This is a genomic window from Bradyrhizobium sp. UFLA05-109 (genome assembly GCF_054185165.1).
On record NZ_JBBIAR010000022.1, the window covers coordinates 18468 to 41207 of the forward strand.

Genomic DNA, 22740 nt, shown 5'->3' on the forward strand with positions numbered 1-22740 from the left:
TGCTACGGCCCGCAGGTGAGCGTTCCCAAATTAGCGACCGCCCACACTAAGTGCCTGATCTATGAGCACACGCCCTTATCAAACTCGATATATTGAGGTTGGCATGGAAATGTTGCGATCGTTCATCTGCAAGGCGCTCATCTCATTGGCGACGACTACAGGATTAATATCGGCGGCTCCCTTCGCCTTGGCACAGGAGCAGACAGAATCACGCCACGTTTCGCTTGCGGAAAATGCGCAGAGATTCCTAATCGAGAGCGATCTGGCCATCAGCAAAATGAACCTGGGTATGACGGCTGCAAAAACGGGAGACGTCGATCGCGATTTCATCGCCATAATGACGGCCCACCAACAAGGCGCCATCGACATAGCGGCCGCGGAGCTCAAACACGGCCACAACGAGGAACTTCGGCGCTTGGCTGGAGACATGATTGCGGCGCGGCATCATGAGATATCGGCGATGCATAATGCCGTTGCAGGATCACCGCCCGCGCATCCCAGCGACACGCCACAGGGGAAGCCAACTTCCGGGCGTCCGCTTACGTTTGAAACGCATTCCCCGTGAGCTGCAATTGAACCGTAGTTTGGCGGCTGCAGATTGGCACCAATAGGGTTCGCTGCACGGCCGTTTCAGGGCTGATGAATCCGGTTACGATTGAAACCGTTCGCGCTTTCGTGCCGAGTGGCTTTACCTAATGAAGTTCATCAAGCCGCTCGTGAAGATTCCTGCGCATTCGGGAAATGGCGAACGCAATGACGCGATTGTGATGGGCTGCAACCGTAGCGATACGGGCGAATGGCACGCTCGATCGGGGTGGCAAATGAAGGTTCTGAACCCTCCGGCGCCGTTACAAATGTCGCTTACAATGCGTATCACGCAACGGGGTAACCCGCCTTCGGCGCACACCCGAAGCAGGCGCTTTTCCGTGGGGGGATATTGCTAGCGCGGCTCGGAGATTGCATCTTCGCCAACTTGATGAGCAAATCGACGTCGCTACGCTTCACGACTTTTCGCTCTCATCTCCCTAAAGGTCGGTCGCTCCGTCCGATTTTTACAATTCAGATGAACTTTAGGCTGCTAGGCTCCATAGTTTGTGGTTGCTGTGTCCAAATTTGTCATGGATGTGCTGCCGAGCGACGGCTACTCTGCCGGCGCCGTCCGTCGCGAAGTCGTTTCGGAGGTCGTTTTATGGCAATAGCATTCCGCTATTCCGATCGAGGTCACCTTGTCGGGATTTAAATTCTTTACGCCGAGGCGTGCGGTTGCCGACATTGTCGAGACCATCTGGGACATCGACCTTCCGGATGCCTTGTCGGCGCGGGCGATGACTTTCAAGGTTTTGCCTGCAGTCTCATCAAGCCTGTGCGTGCACTATCGTGCGGCCGCGGGCTCAAATCAGAGGGTCAACCCTGGGAACTGTCGGCAACGGGTAACTGGGGTCCAGACCGGCGCCATAACGGTGCAGCCGACTGGCCCGATTGGAGCCATTATCGTCCACCTCAGGCCGGAAGCGGCCTGCCGCTTTATGCGTGGCCAAATGGACGAGTTCACCGACGCCAATGTCGGGCTTTCCGACCTGTTCAGCACGACCGAGGTGTCGTTGCTCGAAGAGATGCTGGGAGAGGCGACGAACGCCGACGAGCGCGCCAAATGCATTCAGGATTTTCTGGTATGCCGCCTGTGCTCCCGCACACCCGACGCCGTGGTTCATCAGGCCGTGGTCGAATTGCGCCGCACGCCGAACCTTCCGGTGCAGCGAGTGGCATCGAGACTTGAGATCAGCGAAAGGCAGCTTTCGCGGCGCTTCCACGCAATGGTGGGAACCAGTCTCAAGCGGTTTGCAAGGATCGCGCGCTTCGGAAAGGCGCTCGCTGCGCGCCGACGGGGCTACAGCTGGGCCGAAACCGCGCATGCCTGCGGCTTCACCGACCAGGCCCACATGATCCACGACTTCCAATGCCTCGCGGGTGAGTCACCGGAAGTACTCTTCAGCGCGGGGGCAAAGCACAGCGATCTGAATACTTCGCTTGCGACGTCTGGCTTTTACAATACACTGGTGACCTAGCTGCCCATGATCCCTGCCATTGGCACAACAGCTCCCGCTGCGTGCCTTCCGAGCAGAGGATCATCATGCTATGAGTGTAATTTCCCCTTCCGTCATCGCAGACCGAAGTATTCTGATCGAGAAGGATGTGCCGATACCGCTCATGGACGGGCACGTCCTCTATTGCAACGTGTTTCGTCCGAATCACACGAGCGCCAAGGTCCCGCCGATTCTTGCCTTCACACCATACGGCAAGGACTCCGATGTCGCGGTCGACTTCAAGCGCTACTGGGACTTCGTTCTGCGCGATCATCCTGAAGTCGTTCAGGGCGATTCCGACGGACGATATCTGACGTGGGAGGTGCCCGACCCTCAGCGCTGGGTCCCAGCCGGTTACGCGATTGTGGTCATCGACGCGCGCGGCACCGGAAAGTCACCCGGATTTTACGAGATGATGTCGCCGCTGCAGACCCGCGACTTCTACGACGCGATCGAATGGGCCGGTGTGCAGCCGTGGTCAGACGGGCGGGTCGGGCTCCTTGGGGTCTCTTATCTTGCGATCAAGCAATGGCAGGTCGCGGCATTGCAGCCGCCCCATCTTGCAGCGATGATTCCGTGGGAAGGCATGTTCGACCATTATCGCGATTTCTACCGCCATGGCGGCATCTTCTCGTCGGCGTTCTTGAAGTTGCTCTGGGACTCGCAAATCGCGGTAAACCAAAACGGCAACGGCGCCAGCCCATATCGCGACCGCTTCACCCGTGAGCGATCGACCGGCGTCGAGATCAATCCCCCGATGCTCTCCGGCAATTTGTCGAACGTATTCTCCGCCGGGCAGCAGCATCCCTTCGACGATGCCTATTTCAAGGTGCGCACGCCGATTGCGGGGCGCATCAAGACGCCATTCGTGTCGGCCGGGAACTGGGGCGGGCTCGGCCTGCACTTGCGCGGCAACATAACCGCTTTTATCGAAGCCGCTTCGACGGACAAGTGGCTTGAATTGCACACCGACACCCACTTTGCCTCGATGTACCTGCCCGAGGCCGTGGCGCTCCAGCAGCGGTTCTTCGGCTGCTTCCTAAGGGGCGAGACGAATGGCTTCCGCGACGAACCGCGCCTGTTGTTGACAATTCGCGACCCGCGTGCACCGCATCGACGCAAGGCTGATGCTTGGCCGCTTCCACAGACGCAGTGGACCCGCTATCACCTCGACGCAGCATCGAGATCGATGTCGACGACGGTGGCGAGCGCAGCAGCTACCGTTGCCTTCGAAGCCTTGAAGGAGGAGGTGACATTCCTCACCGCGCCCATCTCGACAGACATGGAGTTCACTGGCCCGGTGGCGGCGAAACTGTTTGTCTCATCATCCACGATCGACATGGATCTCTTCCTGACACTGCGTGCTTTTGATCAGGATGGCGCCGAGGTGACCTTCATAGGGGCGAATGATCCGCAAGCGCCGGTCTCTCAAGGCTGGCTTCGGGTCTCGCATCGCAAGGCCGATCCTGCGAAATCGGCACCATACCGTCCGTATCACCCCCATGACGAGATCGCGAAGTTGCGACCCGGCGAGGTCTACGAGGTAGTTGTCGAGATTTGGCCGACCAGCATCGTGTGTCCCAGGGGTTACCGGTTGGGTCTGACGATCGGCGGCAAAGACTTCGAGCGAGCCCATGCTACTGGGCTTATGAAAGGATCCGGTCTGTTCCTGCACAATGATCCTGACGATCGTCCCGCGGCAGAATTCGGAGGTACCAATCGCATTCACACGAGCGCCGAGTACCAAAGCTATCTTCTGATGCCTCGCATCGCATAGACGAAAAGGCTGACGTCGTCATTGCTGGCCCCAGGCAGCAGATTGGGGACGTCTGCTATTCCGCGCTGTAAGGGTAAAAGCAGACATCCGGCGAACGGTTCGAAAATGACGCGATTGACCCATAAGAGACAGTGCATTGAATTGGCCGGGGCGCTTGCCTTCCCGGCACGGAAAAGCGAACGCAGTCCGTGCCACGGGCCTGGCAATGCCGCTTGGGGCAAAATAGGCGATTGCCGCTCGCAGGTCTGCAACAAAGTGCTAGGCTCTTCCTTGTGCCAGCGGCGTGGTAAGTCTGGTCGTTCGGAGGGGCTGTGACCGAGCCGCGCGTTCAAAGGCGGCTAGCGGCAATCTTGGCCGCCGACGTGGTCGGTTACTCTGCGTTGATGCAACGCGCTGAGGAAGCCACATACGCCGAGTTCGAGCGGCTCAAGCGGGAATTGATCGAGCCCAGCCTCTCCCGCCACGAAGGGCGACTTATCAAGACTACGGGTGATGGCGCTCTCGCCGAGTTCGCGAGTCCCTTGGCCGCCGTGAGATGCGCAGTTGAGATACAGGATTGTCTCACCTCGGACAGCAGTCCCCTCAGGTTACGCATCGGGCTCAACCTAGGTGACGTCATCGTCGGGCAGGACGGAGACCTCTACGGCGACGGGATCAACATTGCTGTCCGGCTGGAAGGGATCGCCAATCCGGGAGGCATCCTGATTTCCGAGAAGGTTTACAGCGAAGTTGAAGGCAAGTTGGACGTTGGCTTCGAGGATCGCGGCCAGCAGCAGCTCAAAAACATCTCTAAACCGGTCCGCGCTTACGCTGTATGCGCGGGAGCGCATGGCGCGCCGACCGAGCGGCTGAGTGCGGCTCCTCCACTCCCGGACAAGCCGTCCATCGCTGTGTTGCCATTTGAGAACATGAGCGGTGATCCCGAGCAGGAGTATTTTGCGGACGGGATGGTTGAGGAGATCATCACCGCGCTCTCGCGGTTCAAATTGCTGTTCGTGATCGCTCGCAACTCGAGCTTCACCTTCAAAGGCCGCGCCGTCGACGTCAAGGAAGTCGGACGCAGGCTTGGCGTGCGCTATGTCCTTGAGGGGTCTGTGCGGAAGGCGTCGGGAAAAGTTCGCATCACAGGGCAGTTGGTTGATGCGGTGACGGGCGCGCACATCTGGGCGGACAGGTTCGAGCGCGACCTGACAGACGTTTTCGCGCTCCAGGACGAAGTCACGGTCGCGGTTGTCTCCGCCATTCAGCCAAAATTGCTTCAGACAGAAATTGCAATATCGACGGGGCGGCGACCGGAGAACCTCACCGCATATGATTTTTATCTCCGAGCTAGGCAGCAGTCTTACGTGGCGACCCGCGAAGGGTTGGCCGAGAGGATCAAGCTGGCTCATTGCGCTTTGGAGCTGGACCCTCGGTTCGGGTTGGCCACTGCTCTGGCAGGTGTCGGTCACATGCAAAACGTCATTTGGGGCTATGCTGACGATCCCCAATTCGACCGCAAGGAAGCAGTTCGACTTTCTCGCTTGGCATTGAGCCTCGACGATAGTGATCCAGACACGTTAGCAGCGGCTGCTGTAATCTCAGCGTTCTTGGTCGGCGACTGTGAAAGTGAGATCGAAATGGCTGACCGGGCGGTCGCGCTCAACCCAAATTCATATGTCGCATGGGGCGCCAGAGGCCACGTCTATAGAATTGCGGGGCGGCCTGAGGAAGCGGTTCGGAGCTTTGAACGTTCCATTCGCATCAGCCCGGTAGATCCGGCGATATACAACGCATTTGGCGGGATAGGGTCTGCCTTGATTGAGCTTGGTCGCTTTGACGAGGCCATCGTCTCCGCGAAGAAAGCCCAACGTCAGAACCCATCCTTTCCGGTAGCTTACCGCTGTCTCGCATCCGCTTTCGCCCTTCTCGGACGTGATGCAGAGGCCCGTGAGGCGGCGGCGCGTCTGCTTGAGGTCGACCCCGCGTTTACAATATCGGCATGGCTCGCCCGGGGTGGACAACCAAACGCGAGGCTGGTGATTGAGGGTCTTCGGAAAGCGGGGTTGCCCGAGTAAACCGCGCTTGGTGACACGTTTTGCAGCGGTGCATGAGTCGGCAATTGGCCCTTCGCGTTCATTTGCTGCGTCTGCTCAAAAGCGGTCGCTATCGGGACCGAAGCGGACATCGATTGGTAGTGAGCAACTGCCCGGCTCAGTCGCGAATGATGTGGTGGACGACGCCGCTCCCGGCATCGAATGTGCCAAAGGGTGGTCGTTGAAAAACGAATCGGCAGTTGCGGCGCAAGCAGGTCATGCCCGAGGTCGAATGCATCGGCAAGGGCAAGGCCTCAGCCCCTTATGAGTTCGGCGTTAAAGCCTCAATCGTCACCACCAACGCCCGTGCCCCGGGCGGCCAGTTCGTGCTACACGCCAAGGCACTGCCGGGCAACCCATATGACGGCCACACACTCGGCGACATCATCGACGCCACCGAGAAGCTCACCGGCTGCCCGATCGAGCGGGCCTATGTCGACAAGGGCTATCGCGGTCACAACGCATCAAATCCGCACCGCGTCTTCATCTCGGGCCAGAAGCGTGGCGTGTTCGGAGTGATCAAACGCGAGCTCAGGCGCCGCTCTGCCATCGAACCTGTGATCGGTCACATGAAGGACGGACACCTCGGCCGCTGTCATCTCAAGGGTCGCGAGGGCGATGCTGCCAACGTCGTCCTCACTGCAATCGGCCACAATCTCCGCCTCGTCCTCGCCTGGCTCAGACTTCGATTGCGCCTGATCTTGCTCGCCCTATGCCGAGCACTCGCCCTCGCGCCGGCATTCAAATCGGCTTCTTAACGGACGACCACTTAATCATCAAGTCGTGGGGTCGAGAACGAATGCTCCACCGCTTTTCGTGGATTGGTGGAAGCGCTCGTTACCTTCGCCGTCAACCCCGATCGCGGCAATGACGCTCCTTCAGATTTTTCGATCCGCGAGGATGCCTGCAGAGGCTGGTCGGCATCTATCTGAAATCAATTCAAATACCGCCCCACCGCTGAAGGGGGCATAGAGAGCGGTAGCCAGTGGCAAGCCAGCGATCACCATGCCCGTCGTCTATGGCCTAGAATGGCCGAGTTGGCGCTCAGGCCACAAGTCTGACGGCTGAATGGTCAATCGAAACGCGATCGCCTGCGAACCGTCGAAGCGCTCTAGGACCCGATCGCAGATCACGCACCGGTACTCCCCGGGTTGGCCTGCTAGCGTTTCAAGCTCAATCCGGCGATAGCCAGCACCGCAATCAGGGCAGGTAACGTCGCTTTTCTTCATCTGAAGCTCAGCGCAATTTAGGTTGTCGACCATTTCGGTAGCTAGCTTCCGGCCCGGCTCGACGGAAGTATTTCAGCGCGAATTTTCCCTCGCGGTTCTGTAAAGGGCCGCCGCAACTCGTGCAAAGCAGTTGCTCGTCGAATTTAGGTCCCGCTTCGACGCGAACAATCAAATATTCTGCTGCACAATTTGGACATTGACGTTTTGCCTTCATCAAACCGACTTTAGCGCGGTTTGCCGGCGGCCGATACGGCTCATTCCAGAACCTCATACTCGAACGCCGCGCCCTCGGGATCGTTCTCCTCAAACCATGTTTCTGCGGCGTCCTGGCTGGCGAAAACCTTGATGTGGTCCTTGTCGCCCACCTGCTTGCTTGTGTTGACGTAGACGAAGACTGTCATCGGATCACCCTATACGCCTTGGCTTTCTTGTGCCGCGGTCCGGCATCTGGAGGCGGCTTGCCGCGGTTCAAGGATCGCATAATCCCGATCCGGGCGAACATCGGGGCCGTCTTGCTCTGCCACCAAGATCAGAGCTCCATCGCAGCTTGCCATTCCGGCGCGTCGTGCACGGGCCTTGGGGAGCCTGGCAATGTACTCGCCAGCGTCACGCAGCGTCAGCAGCTTGCGACCGTCAACCTCTATCGGATCTTCAAGGCACCGGCCCATCCCCGGTCTGCCATTTTGCGGCGCACACATACGCTATGATGGATTTTTTCGCCGGGTGTTTCTCCCCGCGAAGCAATTGGCTAGCTCGAAGAAACCACTTCTGAAGCATGGCGAAAAAGGGCAGCAATATAACTGATGTATGACAGCTACGTTAAACAGCGGAGTTTGACAAATGCTGTGCGAAAAATTCTTTCTGGTATTGGAAACACTGCGCAAGAGCCAAATTCAGTCGACCACTTATAGCGACGGCGCCCCGCGGGTGATGAGCTCGTCCCAGCATGTGCCGGCACAGCAGGCTCAGCCTAAGTTGGCGCCCTCGTCCTTCAGGAGCCGCACCTAGGTCCCGCTCTCGTGAAGCTCGAGCCAGCCGCGCTCGACCGCAAACTTGATGCCGGCGCCGATCTCCGGGCCGCTGGCCTCCAGGGGGTAGAGGAACGGCGCGTTGATCTTCTCGATACGGATGCGGCCGTCCTGGACGGGTTCGATGCCAGCGGCAAGCTTGACGAGCTGCCGGCGGCGGCTTCTGGATTGGCAAACGGACGTTTGGCGGTGAGTTTCATCGATACCCCATAGCCGGAGCCTTGGTGGGAAAGGAACGGGATTTCTATGACGCGCGTCATTGGCGAAGGCGTCAACTCGGCGGGCGGCGCGGTGGTGCCGGGGGACATCGCGGATTCGATCATCGCTCTCCGCGATTTGCGTGGAGTGCTTGCTGATCTGCACCGGGAAAGACGGGTCGCACAGCGTACTCGTCAGGATTGCAGATTCGGGGCCGGGACTGGCGGCAGCAACTCTTGAGCGCTTTTTGAGCCCTTCTACACGACTAAGCCGAACGGCTTGGGGCTGGGGCTGTCTATCTGCCGTTCAATCGTGGAAGCACACAGCGGACGATTGTGGGTGACCACGAACGTGCCTCGCGGTAGCGCTACCGGGAGGCCGCAATCGCGGCGTAAGGAATAGCGCCGGACATCCGGGTGTGACGTAACGGTTGGGAGGGCGAACAGCACGTAATGCAGCGCCGGTCGATCCGACGATCAGGACAACCCACATGGGCCACAGCATCTTCGAATGCGCGCTGTTGACCGGGACCTGATCCGCGGAGGGCATTATGGCCAGCGGTCATGCGTACCGCACTAACAGGCCGATCCCGTCCACGCATGGCCCAACCCCGCCGATCGGCGACGTCCGCTTTGACGGAATTTCGGAGCGATAGCGGACTCGTTGTGCTCACTTGGAAATACCCAATGCGAAGCCCGCGCCCCCCTGCAGCGAAGCTACGTTCCGGCGTTGGCTCAAACATGCTAGGCTGCCATGCTCACCAGCAAATTGAGCCGCCGCCGCAAAATGCAATTCACGACCGCCGCGCCACATTTGGATTCGGCGCACGATTATCGCTGCCGACACCATGGCCAAGCTCTTTCAATCGCTCGCGCAGACTGATCTCATCGAGTGACCGAAGGGGTAGTTGCATGAAGGCCAGGATCTGTCGTTCAAGACCAGCGAGCGTGGAGGCGAGAGCACCACGCCGTTCCCGATTGTCGTCCAGCTTCAGGGGATCGGGATAACGCCAATCGCCGGTTACCGGACGGCCCGGCCAATGCGGCAGCGGCTCTCCGGCCTCGATGTCGCACAGCGTGAACACAAAATCCAAAGGCGGGGCATCGGCTTTCGCGAACTCTTTCCAATGCTTGGGATGTAGCCCCACCGTGGGGTATTCCGCGACCGTCAAAACGTCGACTGCCAAATCATCAAGGTGGCTGGCCGGACGCAACCCCGCGCTAAAACCCGTGAAGCGTTCGCGCCCAATGCGGTTCAACGCCGCTTCGGCGAAAATGCTACGCGCCGAGTTCCGATTTGAGAGAAAGAGCACGTTGTAGTGGCCGTCTGGCATGCCAAGGCTCCATCTGGGTGCGAAAGATACAATCGGTAAAGTGTCTTCGGGTTCCACGCCGCCTCAGTTTGGCGGCCTCTTCATTTCGAATGTCACCCATCATCTCGACCAATCTGGCGTGACGCGCGGAGGTCCTTCGGAGCCAGAACAACCGACCCGACTTGCTCCGCGCGCATTACGGCTCGTGATCCGAAACGGACGCCGCGAGTTGACGCTATGTCTTCCAGCCCAGATCGTGGTCACCCACGACGGCGAGCGTCATCGCCACAGCACGGGTAGTCGATCTGCTCGTCAACGGGGGGACGCCCAGCCGGGGTCAAGTCAAACAGGGTCCAGAGCGGCTCGACAGTTCCGAGATGTCGCGGATCCTGTCCCGGATCGGTTGCCGCGTTGATCAACTCGCTTGCCCAGTGCAGGCGGATCGCACCGTCCGGCCACCGCCTGAAGACCGTCATGATCGGAACGGGTTGGCCATCGGGACCATCGCCGCCATAGTCGCGGCGGAAGCTATTGTTCGCGGCCGACAACAGTCGGATGTGCTTCCAGCCCCTGTCCCGCGCGAACGCCGCGATCTGCTCGATTGGGGCCTTTGCCACAACCGCCAGATTGCCACCGAGCCCTTCAAAGTGGGGCATCGCACCGTCCCAAGTGTCGATAAGCGCAGTGCAGGACGGGCATGGGCCCTCAGCGAGCGTCAGCTCCGCAGTGACTCCCCGCGCAGGGCCCGGCCGCGTGTCCTGCGCGTGTCGGGGGAACATGAAGTGATAGAGCATCAGCGCGTCGCCGCCGCTGAAGAGCCCGGATATCGGAACCATCGCTTTGGCGCCATTCTCCCCAATGCAATCGAAGAGATAATCCTCCGGCACTTCGCCGCCGGGAGGAAGCGTCCTGAGTTCGGTAGCGACCGACTCCATCTCCCGACGCAATTGTAGTTCGCGCTTGAGTAAATCTTCGCGCGCGGTGCGGTAATCGGATGATTCGTTCGGAAACCTGACTTTCATAAGGGCCTCCTCTCCTTGATGTCGCTTCCAAGGACGAATGGAGCAGTTGCCTGCCGACACTGATCAGAAGGATTCTCTGTCCCCGATTCGCGGCCGGGCAGTATCTCTGGCGTCTGCTATTGGCGGGCGTGAGCGGGAAGATTGCGGACATTGCGAAACCGCCGCTATGGGCCAATTTAAGGCCGAGTAGCGCCGGCTTAGGAAATGCGCAGCTCGCCGGCCGTCAGCGTTCGTCCGACGCATCGAACAACACACCGGCAGCCGCAAAACCGCCATCGACATTGAGCACATGGCCGGTGATGTGGGCGGCATCGGCGGATGCGAGGAAAGCAGCTGCGGCCGCAATGTCGGGCGGCTGCGCGTACCGCTTTAGGGCCATGCGCGCGAGAGAAAGCCTCCCGCTGGCGAGGACCATGAGCCAAACGGGCTACCTGCGTCGGGCCGGGCGCGATGGCGTTGACGGTTATGCCGTACGTCCACAGCTCCATCGCCATAGCCTGAGTGAGACTGATGATCCCTGCTTTCGACGCACCATAGGCGACCCGCCCGGTGCCACCGAACTGACCAGACACCGACGCAATGTTGATGATGCGTCCGCGGCCCGTTTCCGCCATCGCACGGGCCGAGGCTTGGCCGCAGATGCTCGACGGGTTCGCACTACCGCCATTCCTCTGTTCGAGGACTGTTGTCCGTCGGTTTGTGCGCAACAGTTCGACTGCCGCTTACCCTCACCCGAGTTTGCCTCATTCTGATGAACCAGGCGAGGGCTGAAAGGTCGCAGCGATGAAGTGCGTGACCTCGGGCTCTGCCGCAGCGTCGAACTGGCGGATGGCATCCTGAACGATGCGATCCGCATTCGTTACGCGCTGGTGCTGCCGGAGGTGCTCGAGCCAGGACGCGAGCATGAAAGTCTCCAGGAAACGTCCCTTCTCGGCGGCATCCTCGAAGACGTCCCAGCCGTAGGCGCCGTCCCGCCGTCGCTGCCGGCCGAGATCTCGGATCGCAGCCAGGAAAGCATTACTTTTCTCGGGATCGATGCGATATTCAATGGTGACCAATACGGGCCCACGATCAGGCTCTGCATCGATGGCCAGAACCGGAGCCGGCCAATGCATAGAGGGCGCGAGATCCACTCCGGTACTGGCCTGAAGCTTCGAGCGCCAGCTCAACGCAATTCCAATCAACGCACCGGCGGCCGCGAGAAAGTGCGCTGCGGGCAAGCCGAACGCTGAAGCAAGTTGCCCCCAGAGCGCACTGCCGGCGGTCATCGCCCCGAAGAATACGGTTACGAACATGGCCAATCCGCGTCCCCGCACCCAATCTGGTAACGACATCTGAACCGAGACGTTGAGAGTTGCGAGCACGGCAATCCATGAGTTGCCTGCAACACCGCAGGCGGCCAAGCCGACCGCGGAATGATGCGCAACACCGAGCAGAATGAGGCTGATCGCCGTACCGAGCGTGCCGGCCGCAACGAGCCGGTCGGGCCCGAGAACCGCCTTCATCCAGGGCAATGCGAACGCGCCGACGACGGCGCCGATGCCGATGGCGCCCAGCAAGATGCCGTAGAGTTCAGGGCCGCCCGCGATCTGATCGCGCGCGACGAGAGGAAGCAGCGCCCAATACGCGCTCGCGAAGAAGAAGAACGCCACCGCTCTTATGAGAGTTGCTCGCAAATTCGGGTTGTATCGCGCGTGCCGGAAGCCGATCACCATAGCGCCCGTCAGACGTTCCGGCGGAAGCCCGGTCCCTTGCGAAGATGGCGGGCGCCACCAGAGCAGGGCTCCTATGACCCCAAAATTGCTTAATGCGTTAATCCAGAATGGCGCCGCGATGCCCAATGCACCGATGACGACGCCGCCCAGAGCCGGCCCAATTGCTCTGCTGATGTTGACGCCGACGCCATTGCTCGCCACTGCCGCGGCCAGGTCCCGCTTCGGGACAAGCTGGGGCACGATCGATTGCCATGCCGGAGCGGTGAATGCCGCGCCCGAACCGAGGAGGAATGTGAGCAACAGCAGGATCGACGGATTGATCAAGTCGAGCCACACGAGAACCGCACTCATCGCCGCTATCGCTGTGATCACGATTTCCGAAACCACGAGAAAACGACGCTTGTCCACTATGTCGGCCAACGCTCCGGCGGGCAGCGCGAACAGGAACATCGGGAGGCTACTCGCGACCTGGACCAGGGAGACCGTGAGCGGATCGGGATTGAGGCCCGTCATCAGCCATCCGGACGCTGCGTTGTACATCCAGGTGCCCACATTCGCGATGACCGTCGCCGTCCAGACCACGGCAAACGTCCTGTGGTGAAACGCGATCCAGGGGGACGCTCGTCGTTCCGCGGTTGCAGGCGCCGTTCTGTCGTCGGGATTGGTCATGTTCTCACTAACCGATCGGATGGAGTTTTGTCGCGCTAGGCGGCTTCTCGACCGAAGCGCAACAGATTGGCACGTCAGTGCTGTTGACTATTCGACAACCCGCATCGCTGCTCCTAGCATTAATTCAGGGGTCTTCGCCTTTCCCAGGAAGGCTGTTCGATGTTCAAAGTTCGGACGACGTCGACCGGAGCGACGACCTTCCTTCCAGTTTCACAGGAATGAATAGCCCGCATCGCAAGCCAAAACTGACCTCGCGACCAGGAGAGATGACCATGTCGAAAGTTGAGATGCTTACCCCCCAAAACAGCGCCATCGCGCTGATCGACTATCAACCCGCGATGTACCAAGGCGTGCAATCGCACGACCGCCTGGCGGTATTCAACAACATCCAGATCCTGGCCAAGGCTTCCAAACTGTTCAAGATTCCGACCGTGATATCGACCGTCGCCAAAGATTCGTTTTCCGGCCCCTTCATGCCGGAGGTGACCGAGCTATTTCCGGATCACGAAATCATCGACCGGACCTCTATGAACTCGTGGCTGGATGCGAACTTCCGCAAGGCAGTCGCCGCTACCGGGAAGAAGAAGTTCGTCATCGCCGGCCTCTGGACCGAAGCTTGCGTGATGTTCCCGAGCCTCGACATGCTGAAGGAAGGATACGAAATCTACGTTCCTGCCGACGCGTGCGGCGATCTTTCGATCGAAGCGCATAACCGGTCGATGGATCGCCTCGTCCAAGCCGGCGCCGTTCCGATCACATCCTGCCAATACGTCTTCGAACTGCAACAGGACTGGGCACGCGCTGAGACCTACGAGGGCGTGATGGATATCCTCCGCGCCCATTCGCCTTACGGCATCCAGGTGCGCTTCTCCAAGTGGGCGCTTGGCGAACACGCTTCGGAGGCCGGCGGCAAGGCGGCATAGCAACGCCAGAGGGAGGACCGTCATGAAGGTCTACGTGTTATCGCTGGCCGCAGGCCTCCTCGTCGGAGTGATCTACAATCTCCTCAACGTGCGCTCCCCCGCGCCACCGCTGGTGGCGCTGGTCGGGCTTCTGGGAATCCTGGTTGGCGAGCAGATCATCCCGGTTACCAAACTCCTGATAGGGGGCTCGAGCTTTTCGGAGGCATTCCATCTCTCGAGCTGCGATTCCCACATCTTCGGCATGCTGCCCGGTCGACGCACGGCCGGGCCCATTGATGGTCTTAAGAATCCGGAGAAGCAAACATGAGTCAGCAGGGCCCCCACCTGATCCTGCATCACGGCCTGTTCGCGACGCTCGATCGCTCCAATCCGTCAGCGACCGCCGTAGCGATCGAGGATGGGCTGTTTACCGCCGTCGGACAAGATAGCGATGTGATGAAGCTTGCTGGTCCTTCGACCAGGATCGTCGACCTGAGGGGACGGCGTGTGCTGCCGGGCTTAATCGACAACCACCTCCACATCATCCGAGGTGGGCTCAACTTCAACATGGAGCTGCGCTGGGACGGCGTCTGGTCTCTCTCGGACGCCATGGCCATGTTGAAGAAACAAGTTGCGATCACGCCGCCGCCGCAATGGGTGCGGGTCGTCGGCGGATTCACCGAGCATCAGTTCGCCGAGAAGCGCCTGCCAACAATCGACGAGCTAAACGCCGTCGCGCCCGACACACCCGTGTTCATCCTGCATCTCTATGACCGCGCCATGCTGAACGCGGCTGCGCTGCGCGTGGTCGGATACACCAAGGACACGCCCGAGCCCCCCGGCGGCGAGATCGTGCGTGATCCCAAAGGCAATCCAACAGGGCTGCTCCTGGCGAAGCCGAACGCCAATATCCTCTACGCGACGTTGGCCAGGGGCCCGAAGCTCCCATTCGAATATCAGGTCAACTCGACCCGGCATTTCATGCGGGAACTGAATCGCCTTGGTGTCACCGGAGCAATCGACGCCGGCGGCGGCTTCCAGAACTATCCTGAAGACTATGCGGTCATCCAGAAGCTTTCGGACGAGGGGCAGCTTAGCGTCCGCCTGGCGTACAATCTGTTCACCCAGAAGCCGAAGGGAGAGAAGCAGGACTTCCTGAACTGGACCAAGACCTCGAAATACAAGCAGGGCACCGACTATTTCCGTCACAATGGTGCCGGCGAGATGCTGGTGTTCTCCGCGGCCGATTTCGAGGACTTCCGTGTACCGCGTCCGGACATGCCGCCAGAAATGGAGGGCGAACTTGAGGACGTGGTCCGCATTCTCGTCCAGAACAAGTGGCCGTGGCGTCTTCATGCGACCTATGACGAGACGATTTCGCGCGCCCTCGACGTGTTCGAGAAGGTCAATCAGGATACGCCATTGGACGGTCTGCATTGGTTCTTCGACCATGCCGAGACCATCTCCGATCAATCCATCGACCGGATCGCCGCTCTCGGTGGCGGCATCGCTGTGCAGCATCGCATGGCTTATCAGGGCGAGTATTTCGTCGAGCGCTACGGCTTCGGTGCGGCCGAAGCGACGCCGCCGATCAGGAAGATCATGGACAAGGGCGTAAAGATCTCAGCCGGTACCGACGCAACACGTGTCGCCTCTTACAATCCCTGGGTCTCACTGGCCTGGCTTGTGACCGGTATGACGGTCGGAGGTCTGCGCATCTTTCCGCAACGCAATTGCCTCGATCGCGAGACCGCGTTGCGGATGTGGACCGAAAACGTCACTTGGTTCTCTAACGAGGAGGGCAGGAAAGGGCGCCTCCAGGTCGGTCAGTTCGCTGACCTGATTGTGCCCGATCGGGATTTCTTCTCCTGCGCCGACGACGAGATTGCCGACATCACGAGCGATCTCACGGTCGTCGGCGGGCGTATCGTCTACGGGGCGGGAGAGTTCAAGGCTCTCGACGATACCGCGCAGCCGCCCGCGATGCCCGACTGGTCACCGGTGCGCAGTTTCGGTGGGTACGGCAGCTGGGCGGAAGAGGGCAGCAAGGCGCAGGTCGTCCGCAGACACGCGATGCAGATGTGCGGCTGCGCCAATGCTTGCGCCGTGCACGGCCATGATCATGCGCGCGCATGGTCCGGAAGGCTGCCGGTTTCGGATCTCAAGAGCTTCTGGGGTGCGCTCGGTTGCGCCTGCTGGGCGGTCTGAGATGAACATCAAGGCCGACACTCCCCTCTCGATAAGGGCAATCCTCACCTGGCCCTGGTTGCTGCCGGTCTCGAGGATAGCCTTGGTGTCGGCCTTCCTGATCGGCGGAATCCAGAAGTTGGCCGATTTTCCGGGAGCTGTCGCGGAGCAGGCGCATTTCGGACTTCAGCCGGCGTGGCTTTGGGCAGCGGCAGCTATTGTCGTCGAACTCGGCGGTTCCGCGCTCGTCATTCTTGGACGATGGGTGTGGCTAGGGGCCGGCGGGCTCGGCGTGCTGACTGCGGTCGCCATGTTCACCGCAAACGATTTCTGGACCAAGTCCGGTCACGATCGCTTCCTGGCCGTGAATGCCTTTTTCGAGCATCTAGGTCTGATCGCCGGCCTGGTGCTTGTGTCAATCCTGTCCTTGCGCTCGCGAGGCGCTTGATCACTATCACTCAACTCTTCTGCTCGAGGTTTCCCATGATCCGCAAGCGTCATCTAGTCGAGATCCTGTTGATTTCATCGCTGCTGACGACCGCGTCCGCCGCCATCGCGCGCGATCTGGCGGAGGCCTCGCCCGAGGTCGGCGTCGGTGCCCAATACGATACCACCCACGTCTATGTGGCCCCCGAAGACGTCGACAAGTTCGTGGCGAGCTTCCTTTCCACCTTCGGTGGCCAGAGCACGAAACAGGTCGTCGCAACTGTTACGCCTACGCCGAGCAGCACGACCTCCCAGCTTCTTCAGACGCCTGTGGGCACCGTGTCTCTGTTCGGCTTCAAGACGCCGATCCCCTATCCCTTCGGGGCGGAGCGGACAGGTTATCTTGTCACCGACCTTGACGAAGCCATCAAGGTCGCAAAGGACTCAGGCGCTGACGTTCTGGTAGCCTCTTTTCCGGATCCCATCGGACGCGACGCCGTGATCCAGTGGCCGGGCGGCGTCAACATGCAGCTCTATTGGCACACGACGAAGCCGTCCTATGCGGCATTCGAGACCATCCCCGAGAACCGCGTCTACGTCTCTCCCGAACGGGCGAATGCCTTTATCCGGGGCTTCCTCCGATTCTCGCACGGGAAGGTTGTTTCCGACGATGCGCATGCCGCAGGAGTCGAAATCGGCCGAGCGAAGGATACGTTTAGGCGCATCCGCATTGAATCGGCGTTCGGAAAGGTGACGATACTCGTCACAGACGGTCACCTGCCTTACCCGTATGGGCGCGAGTTGACCGGCTATGAGGTGAAAGATTTGCAAGGAACGCTGACGAAAGCAAAGGCCTCGGGCGCCGCTGTGCTCGTCGAGCCCTACACCTCTGACGGACGGTCCGAAGCTATGGTACAATTCCCCGGCGGATATATCGCGGAGATTCACGCGGCCGCACCGAAGTAGGGGGCACTATGGCACTCCTGCTGGCACGATTGTGCTTGCGGAGGGAATGGGCGGCGCGCCTAATGTGCTTGGCGGCGCCTCAGTTGGCGTGGGCGGATGATCAATCTCAAGGGTCCACGCCGCAGCGGCCGGCCATCATGTTCAACCGATGGCAAGAAGACTGGTCAGTGCTCGCGAACCCGCGTGTGCCGCATGAGCCGTTGGACGAGTTCAAATATATTCCGCTGTCCAGCGTCGATCCATACACGTATCTCTCCTTCGGAGCGAACACGCGTGAGCGCTTCGAATCCAACAACGCCGCGAACTTCGGCACCGGTCCGAACCGCAGCCAGAACTACGTTATCAGCCGAAACGAGTTCCACGCTGATCTTCGCGTAGACAATCAAATCCAAGCGTTCGTGCAATTTCAGGCGGACTATGCGCCCTGGAAGACCATGTTGACGCCGGTCGATCGGGACAAACTCGATCTTGAACAGGGTTGGGTGGCTCTGACCGAGTCGGTCGGTGGCGGAACGTTGAAGCTGAGGGGCGGACGGCAGCAATTTGCCTTCGATTTGCAGCGCTTTGTATCCGTTCGTGACGGTCCCAACGTCCGACAATCCTATGACGCCGCCTGGGCGGACTACGAGAAAGGGCCCTGGCGGTTTATCACCTTTTACAGTCTACCGGTCCAGGTTCGGGACGTTACGATATTCGATGATTACAGCAGCATCAGCACGCAGACCTTCGGGATGGCGCGGGCGGAGTATAAATTTTCCGAGTCGCTGTTCATCGCTGGCTACTATGCCAATTTCACGCAGGGGAACGTGCGATTTCCAAATGCATCTGGCAACGAGCGGAGAGACATTTTCGATGCCCATTTGAACGGTAACGCCAATCATTTCGATTTTGACTTCGAAGTGATGAACCAAACCGGACGCATTGGCATCGAGCCGATCGAGGCTTGGGCTGTCGGCTCACTCGCTGGCTACACCTTCGCCGACGTGAAATGGAGCCCAAGGGTAGGCATCCAGCTCGACGCGGCGTCTGGTGACGGAAACACCAAGCAAACCTTTGGGACATTCAATCCATTGTTTCCCAACGGTTACTACTTTACGCTTGCGAGTTACACCGGGTACACCAACCTCATTCACATCAAGCCGTCCCTGACGCTGAACCCGACCTCGTCGCTGAAAATCACGCTGGCGGCAGCGGCTCAATGGCGCCAGAACACGGCCGATGCGGTCTATACCCAGCCCGATGTTGCCGTCCCGAACACCGCGGGACGGCCCGGGGCGTACACCGGAAGCTACGGCCAGGTTCGGCTCGATTGGGCCATAGACCGCGCAACCTCCTTCGCAATCGAGGCGGTGCACTTCGCGATTGGCAATGCACTGCGCAACGCAGGCGGACATGACTCGAATTACGTCGGCGTAGAGATCAAGCGCGGATGGTAGTGTACCCGGTGTCGACCGAAGCAGAAGTCCCATGATCCTGCCGTTTCTGTTGAGCTTCACCGCGGGCTGTGTCGACACGGCGGGTTTTCTCGCATTGCAAGGTCTGTTCACGGCCCATGTGACCGGGAATTTCGTGACCCTTGGCGCGTCGCTTGCTCTCGGCACGTCGGGAGCCATTGCGAAGGTCTTGGCCCTTCCGGTCTTTTGTGCGGTCGTAATGGCCGTCCGCCTCCTTAGCTCGTCGCTGGTAAAGCACTGGCGCTTCATCTTCGAAGCCATGCTCGGCCTTAAGGTCCTTCTGTTGATCGTCGGCGCCGCGCTTGCGATCAAGTTCGGCCCTTTCCAGAACGGCGACAGCTGGCAAGCTGTGATTACCGGGATGGTGCCCGTTGCGGCCATGGCGATCCAGAACGCTGTACACCGGATCTATCTCGGAAGCGTACCCCCTCGACGCTGATGACCGGCACGACGACGCAAATCATGATCGATCTGGCCGATGTATTGCTTCCTGGAGGCAACAGGAGAGGGCCGACAACTCGATTGAGGAGGATGTCGGTGATTGTACTCGTATTTGCCGCGGGCTGCGGCGCAGCGGCCCTTCTGTTTATGTGGTTCGGTGAACGGTGTTTTATACTCCCGCCGGTTCTAGGTCTCGTTTCCCTGGTTGCTCGAGTGGTAGGTTCGTCAGAACAGACGGTCTGAGGACCATGTGCGTCGGCATGAAGTTTCTGACGGTTCGAGAAACTGGTCGTAGGTAGGCGAAACTAGCTACGGTGACAGGCTACGGTTTGTGCGGGATCTTCTCGAAGTAGAATTTCATTGATCAGGTTTCAAATGAAACGGGGGCGGCTCCGTCGGATTGCGAACGCGAAGCGGCGGCGGCGCTAGAAATGGCGCACTCCGCCATGGTTTGGTGTCCATTCCCGCTGCTGGTGCACATATCCGTATGCCGGATTGATACCGCAGTAGGCATCTGTACTAGACGCACTGCCCCTGCATTTGTCGTAGGTTGAGAACTGGCAGTTGCCAGGATAGCCCCACCCCGTTCCTTGCAGGGCGAGGCCAGCCGATGGCTCTTCAGCCGTTTCGAACCCCGGCTGGCCCAAGCCGGAGAATCGTTGCTTGGTGCCAGCCAATAGCTTCGCTGAGTACCCGCCTGCGACGAACCCTGAGACGAAGAAAAAGGATATGGTCTGGATCGCGCTAAATGAGGATCGTCCGCTGTTCGCCTTTGCTGGGAACGGCTTGGAAGGCCATGAGGCTGGCGACGAGAAGTATATGTCCAGATCGCCGCGCGGCCATGTCACGGCCGAACAGGTAGGTCAGCTCTGTGAGCGTCGTGATGTTGAGCTGGATCATGTCTGTCGTGCGCTCGATCGGCGTGTCCAATAAAGCGCCGTGCAAGCCGTAGGGACGCAACAGGCTGTGGCAATCAGATGGTCCATGCCCCCGGCAACTAAATCTCAGTGACACTGGACACCGGGATCACCCCAAGTCTGTCAATAACCCAGGCAATCGGCCTCGGTACTCCACAACTCTTTCGCGCTCAATGATGCGATAGAGGTCTGCATCGGAACATTGCCTAACCAGTTCGGCATTGGTGACCGCGTCGGCGATGTCATGCGCCTTCGCTGCATTAGCTGGGACTTTGGAAATCTCGACGGCATCTGCCGGCGTGATGTCCCCTGCCGAGACGGCGGCCGCCAAATCTGACTGCGCGTCAGCCGCGTCGCGCGCGTTGTTGATTTGGCGCATTGGGAAGCCCACCGGTCTATCTTTCCGCGGCGGGCAAATCCGATCCATACAGAGCCGCATTGCCACTGGATCGCCTCCCAGTGCCATCGTGATGACCTTCTCCGTCAGCGCCTTCGCTTGTCCATCGAGCAACCCTTCGCAGGCAAGGGTGGCGGCGTTCCGCGAACCCCGGGGGCGACCGGCTGCATTGCCGGATCGGCCGGGCTGAAACCGGCCGCCCTGTTTCGGTCCTGTATTAGCAGGTGGCATCCTTCGCTCCGAAGGCAGCGACTTAAAGCGCGACGAGGACGCTGGTCGCCGCCGCGCCAACGTTTGTATATCATTTCGTAGGTTCGCAGGCGGCTCGTCCGCACTAACCGCGCGCCGTGGATCTTGCCGCAAAGTTCAGCCCTTGAGTGATCCTTTCAGCTTAATCGCGGCAAGGACTTCATCTGTGAGTGCCGCTTGCCGTTCAAGCTCGGTAATCCGGTCAAGATCGCTTTCCGACAGACAGAACAGGAAGTTCCAACCGTCGCTACCGAGCCGCATCGCAATTCGATTTTGAACTACCTCAGTACGCTCTCTTTCCAGCGGATCGCGAAGCGCGCCCGCTATGGGGCGCGGTAGCGAGCGATCCAGCCCATCTGCCTCGACCTGATCACCACTGTTGGTTCTAGATGGTTCAATAGATAGTTCGTGTGGCGGCTGCTCCACCCCACTGGTGTCAGCCCCGCGACTCTTATCCACGTCAGTGCCACCGGTGGCGTGCTCTTCACCGGTGGCATAGCCACCACCGGTCGATGGCAAAGGAAAGTCGAATTGGTTGGTGTGGCGGACTGAACCGCCCTTCGTGCCATTTACGGCAACATAACCGGCCGCGTTGAGGCGCTTGACCGCGTCCATCACCGCGTCCCTGCTCATGCCAATCGCGTTAGCCACTGTCCGATAACTCGGATTGCACTGGCCCGTCTCTTTGTTGCGAAATTTTAGCAACAGGGCGGTCGCCACGATCTTGTCCGTGCTGGTTAGGCGCGGGTCGCGCATGATTGGCCACAATCTCGAATAGTGGATCGGCTCCGGCTTCCTCTGCGCGGTTGTGGAAGCGCGTCTGTCTTGATCCTTGGGCTTTCCAGCCCTACTCGTACGCATGATCGCCTCTCTCATAGGCGGCATCGGAACGTGACCCCGGAAACCGCGCGAACGGTTGCCGGGGTTAATTTTCGTGGGTCGCGGTTTTTGGGTTGGGGAAGCCTGAAGAAAGCTATTGGATCGCAATAGAAGTCGTCTTCCCCAACATCATCGCTAACCTGTTGATGTTGTTGAAATCGGCGGCTCCCCTAGGGAGCGCCACTTAGTACTCATCTGCGAACCCGGGGCGGTGCCGTTTCGGGTGGCCAAGACGGCCCTTTGAATGTCTTGCCCCTCCGCGTGCGATATCCGCGGCTGTTGAGCCACTTAACGACCTCCTTGACGCCGAGGGCGCCAGACGAGCCGTCGCCATAAAGGTAGAGCTTGTAGATAAGTCGAACCGTCTCGGAATCGACCGGGTCGATCGCCAAGGTCTTCTTGATCTTGGTACCGCGCTTCTCGGCCTCGATGAGAACATAGCCCAGCGGGACCGGCGAGCCGTTCCAGAATCCGTGCTGCGCATTGGCCTTCATGTTTCTGATGGCGTGCTTTGCGTTTTCCTTGGACTGGTACTCGTCGAATAGTGCGATGACCTTGCGCATCATTGCCTGTACGGATCATCGTCATCACCAAGCGGCTGCGTGATCGAAACGAGCTTGACGCCGGGCTTGGCCAGCTTTCGCAGATAGAATTCCTGGCCGAAACCATCGCGGAAGAACCGGCTATGGCTGTGCACCGCGATGACGTCGAACGCATGATCGCCGTCGCAGTCGCGCTCGATCATCTGCGCGCGAATACGGGGCGCTTGTCGTCGGTGGCCGAGGCGCCGGGTTCGATAAATTCAGCGACGGC

Annotated in this window: 21 protein-coding genes and 6 pseudogenes; 14 read left to right on the plus strand and 13 right to left on the minus strand. The window is 59.7% G+C overall.

The genetic code is table 11. The features are described 5' to 3' along the window. Positions 1-103 precede the first annotated feature (103 nt). The 5 genes and pseudogenes from Q3C01_RS17720 to Q3C01_RS17740 all read left to right on the plus strand — a co-directional run. Positions 104-565, plus strand: a complete 462-nt coding sequence (locus Q3C01_RS17720) for a DUF305 domain-containing protein (protein WP_458146604.1) — start codon at positions 104-106, stop codon at positions 563-565. A 661-nt stretch (positions 566-1226) separates the two neighbouring features. Continuing rightward, on the plus strand, positions 1227-2066 hold the full coding sequence (locus Q3C01_RS17725) for a helix-turn-helix domain-containing protein (RefSeq protein WP_458146605.1): 840 nt from the start codon (positions 1227-1229) through the stop codon (positions 2064-2066). A 70-nt stretch (positions 2067-2136) separates the two neighbouring features. Continuing rightward, positions 2137-3861, plus strand: coding sequence for a CocE/NonD family hydrolase (locus tag Q3C01_RS17730; RefSeq protein ID WP_458146606.1), 1725 nt, complete (start codon positions 2137-2139; stop codon positions 3859-3861). Positions 3862-4172: 311 nt separating this feature from the next. Further along, positions 4173-5918, plus strand: coding sequence for an adenylate/guanylate cyclase domain-containing protein (locus Q3C01_RS17735; protein WP_458146607.1), 1746 nt, complete (start codon positions 4173-4175; stop codon positions 5916-5918). Between the two features lie 239 nt (positions 5919-6157). Then, positions 6158-6694: pseudogene (locus Q3C01_RS17740) on the plus strand (transposase); the annotation flags it as partial. A 725-nt stretch (positions 6695-7419) separates the two neighbouring features. Here Q3C01_RS17740 and Q3C01_RS17745 read toward each other — a convergent pair. Together Q3C01_RS17745 and Q3C01_RS17750 are read right to left on the minus strand one after the other, a co-directional pair. Next, a complete protein-coding gene (locus Q3C01_RS17745; RefSeq protein ID WP_458146608.1) occupies positions 7420-7566 on the minus strand; it encodes a hypothetical protein in 147 nt (48 codons plus the stop codon). A gap of 603 nt (positions 7567-8169) precedes the next feature. After that, positions 8170-8556, minus strand: a complete 387-nt coding sequence (locus Q3C01_RS17750) for a hypothetical protein (RefSeq protein WP_458146609.1) — start codon at positions 8554-8556, stop codon at positions 8170-8172. A 114-nt stretch (positions 8557-8670) separates the two neighbouring features. Between Q3C01_RS17750 and Q3C01_RS17755 the strand changes: the two genes are divergently transcribed. Next, positions 8671-8793, plus strand: coding sequence for an ATP-binding protein (locus Q3C01_RS17755; RefSeq protein ID WP_458146610.1), 123 nt, complete (start codon positions 8671-8673; stop codon positions 8791-8793). Between the two features lie 391 nt (positions 8794-9184). On the opposite strand, the gene Q3C01_RS17760 is transcribed toward Q3C01_RS17755, so the two are convergent. The 4 genes and pseudogenes from Q3C01_RS17760 to Q3C01_RS17780 all read right to left on the minus strand — a co-directional run bounded on the left by Q3C01_RS17760 (position 9185) and on the right by Q3C01_RS17780 (position 13109). Continuing rightward, a complete protein-coding gene (locus tag Q3C01_RS17760; protein WP_458146611.1) occupies positions 9185-9724 on the minus strand; it encodes an arsenate reductase/protein-tyrosine-phosphatase family protein in 540 nt (179 codons plus the stop codon). Positions 9725-9963: 239 nt separating this feature from the next. Then, positions 9964-10725 (minus strand): DUF899 family protein, encoded by a 762-nt coding sequence (locus Q3C01_RS17765; protein ID WP_458146613.1) that lies wholly within the window; start codon positions 10723-10725, stop codon positions 9964-9966. A 223-nt stretch (positions 10726-10948) separates the two neighbouring features. Next, a pseudogene (locus Q3C01_RS44965) lies at positions 10949-11339 on the minus strand (SDR family NAD(P)-dependent oxidoreductase). 129 nt (positions 11340-11468) lie between these two features. Then, positions 11469-13109, minus strand: a complete 1641-nt coding sequence (locus Q3C01_RS17780) for an MFS transporter (RefSeq protein ID WP_458146615.1) — start codon at positions 13107-13109, stop codon at positions 11469-11471. 272 nt (positions 13110-13381) lie between these two features. On the opposite strand from Q3C01_RS17780, the gene Q3C01_RS17785 reads away from it, so the two are divergent. The 7 genes and pseudogenes from Q3C01_RS17785 to Q3C01_RS17815 all read left to right on the plus strand — a co-directional run bounded on the left by Q3C01_RS17785 (position 13382) and on the right by Q3C01_RS17815 (position 19728). After that, complete coding sequence (locus Q3C01_RS17785) at positions 13382-14032, plus strand: hydrolase (RefSeq protein ID WP_458146693.1); 651 nt, start codon at positions 13382-13384, stop codon at positions 14030-14032. 22 nt (positions 14033-14054) lie between these two features. After that, positions 14055-14339 carry a XapX domain-containing protein gene (locus Q3C01_RS17790; RefSeq protein ID WP_458146616.1) on the plus strand — a complete coding sequence of 95 codons (285 nt, stop codon included), beginning with the start codon at positions 14055-14057 and terminating at the stop codon, positions 14337-14339. Next, positions 14336-16219: an amidohydrolase gene (locus Q3C01_RS17795; protein ID WP_458146617.1), complete on the plus strand. Its 1884-nt coding sequence runs from the start codon at positions 14336-14338 to the stop codon at positions 16217-16219. Before Q3C01_RS17790 ends, Q3C01_RS17795 begins: the two co-directional genes overlap by 4 nt. 1 nt (position 16220) lies before the next feature. Next, on the plus strand, positions 16221-16646 hold the full coding sequence (locus Q3C01_RS17800; protein WP_458146618.1) for a DoxX family protein: 426 nt from the start codon (positions 16221-16223) through the stop codon (positions 16644-16646). Positions 16647-16681: 35 nt separating this feature from the next. Further along, positions 16682-17590, plus strand: coding sequence for a glyoxalase (locus Q3C01_RS17805; protein WP_458146619.1), 909 nt, complete (start codon positions 16682-16684; stop codon positions 17588-17590). Between the two features lie 8 nt (positions 17591-17598). After that, positions 17599-19026, plus strand: coding sequence for an alginate export family protein (locus tag Q3C01_RS17810; protein ID WP_458146620.1), 1428 nt, complete (start codon positions 17599-17601; stop codon positions 19024-19026). A gap of 94 nt (positions 19027-19120) precedes the next feature. Continuing rightward, a pseudogene (locus Q3C01_RS17815) lies at positions 19121-19728 on the plus strand (YoaK family protein). Between the two features lie 182 nt (positions 19729-19910). Here the strand turns inward: Q3C01_RS17815 and Q3C01_RS17820 are convergent. Continuing rightward, positions 19911-20162, minus strand: coding sequence for a DUF3551 domain-containing protein (locus Q3C01_RS17820; protein WP_458146621.1), 252 nt, complete (start codon positions 20160-20162; stop codon positions 19911-19913). Here Q3C01_RS17820 and Q3C01_RS17825 point away from each other — a divergent pair. Then, positions 20125-20265, plus strand: a pseudogene (locus tag Q3C01_RS17825) (SOS response-associated peptidase); the annotation flags it as partial. The gene Q3C01_RS17820 and the pseudogene Q3C01_RS17825 overlap by 38 nt on opposite strands. On the opposite strand, the pseudogene Q3C01_RS17830 reads toward Q3C01_RS17825, so the two are convergent. The 6 genes and pseudogenes from Q3C01_RS17830 to Q3C01_RS17855 all read right to left on the minus strand — a co-directional run. Continuing rightward, positions 20260-20436 (minus strand): annotated as a pseudogene (locus tag Q3C01_RS17830) (SDR family NAD(P)-dependent oxidoreductase); the annotation flags it as partial. The pseudogenes Q3C01_RS17825 and Q3C01_RS17830 sit on opposite strands and share 6 nt — an antisense overlap. 75 nt (positions 20437-20511) lie before the next feature. Further along, entirely contained in the window at positions 20512-20781 is a 270-nt protein-coding gene (locus tag Q3C01_RS17835; RefSeq protein ID WP_458146698.1) for a hypothetical protein, read from the minus strand. A 39-nt stretch (positions 20782-20820) separates the two neighbouring features. Next, positions 20821-21030: pseudogene (locus Q3C01_RS17840) on the minus strand (DUF5681 domain-containing protein); the annotation flags it as partial. A gap of 135 nt (positions 21031-21165) precedes the next feature. Further along, positions 21166-21804: a helix-turn-helix domain-containing protein gene (locus tag Q3C01_RS17845; RefSeq protein WP_458146622.1), complete on the minus strand. Its 639-nt coding sequence runs from the start codon at positions 21802-21804 to the stop codon at positions 21166-21168. Between the two features lie 314 nt (positions 21805-22118). Next, positions 22119-22493 (minus strand): recombinase family protein, encoded by a 375-nt coding sequence (locus Q3C01_RS17850; protein ID WP_458146623.1) that lies wholly within the window; start codon positions 22491-22493, stop codon positions 22119-22121. Beyond that, a complete protein-coding gene (locus tag Q3C01_RS17855) occupies positions 22490-22672 on the minus strand; it encodes a recombinase family protein (protein ID WP_458146624.1) in 183 nt (60 codons plus the stop codon). The genes Q3C01_RS17850 and Q3C01_RS17855 overlap by 4 nt, the downstream gene beginning before the upstream one ends. Between the last annotated feature and the right edge of the window lie 68 nt (positions 22673-22740).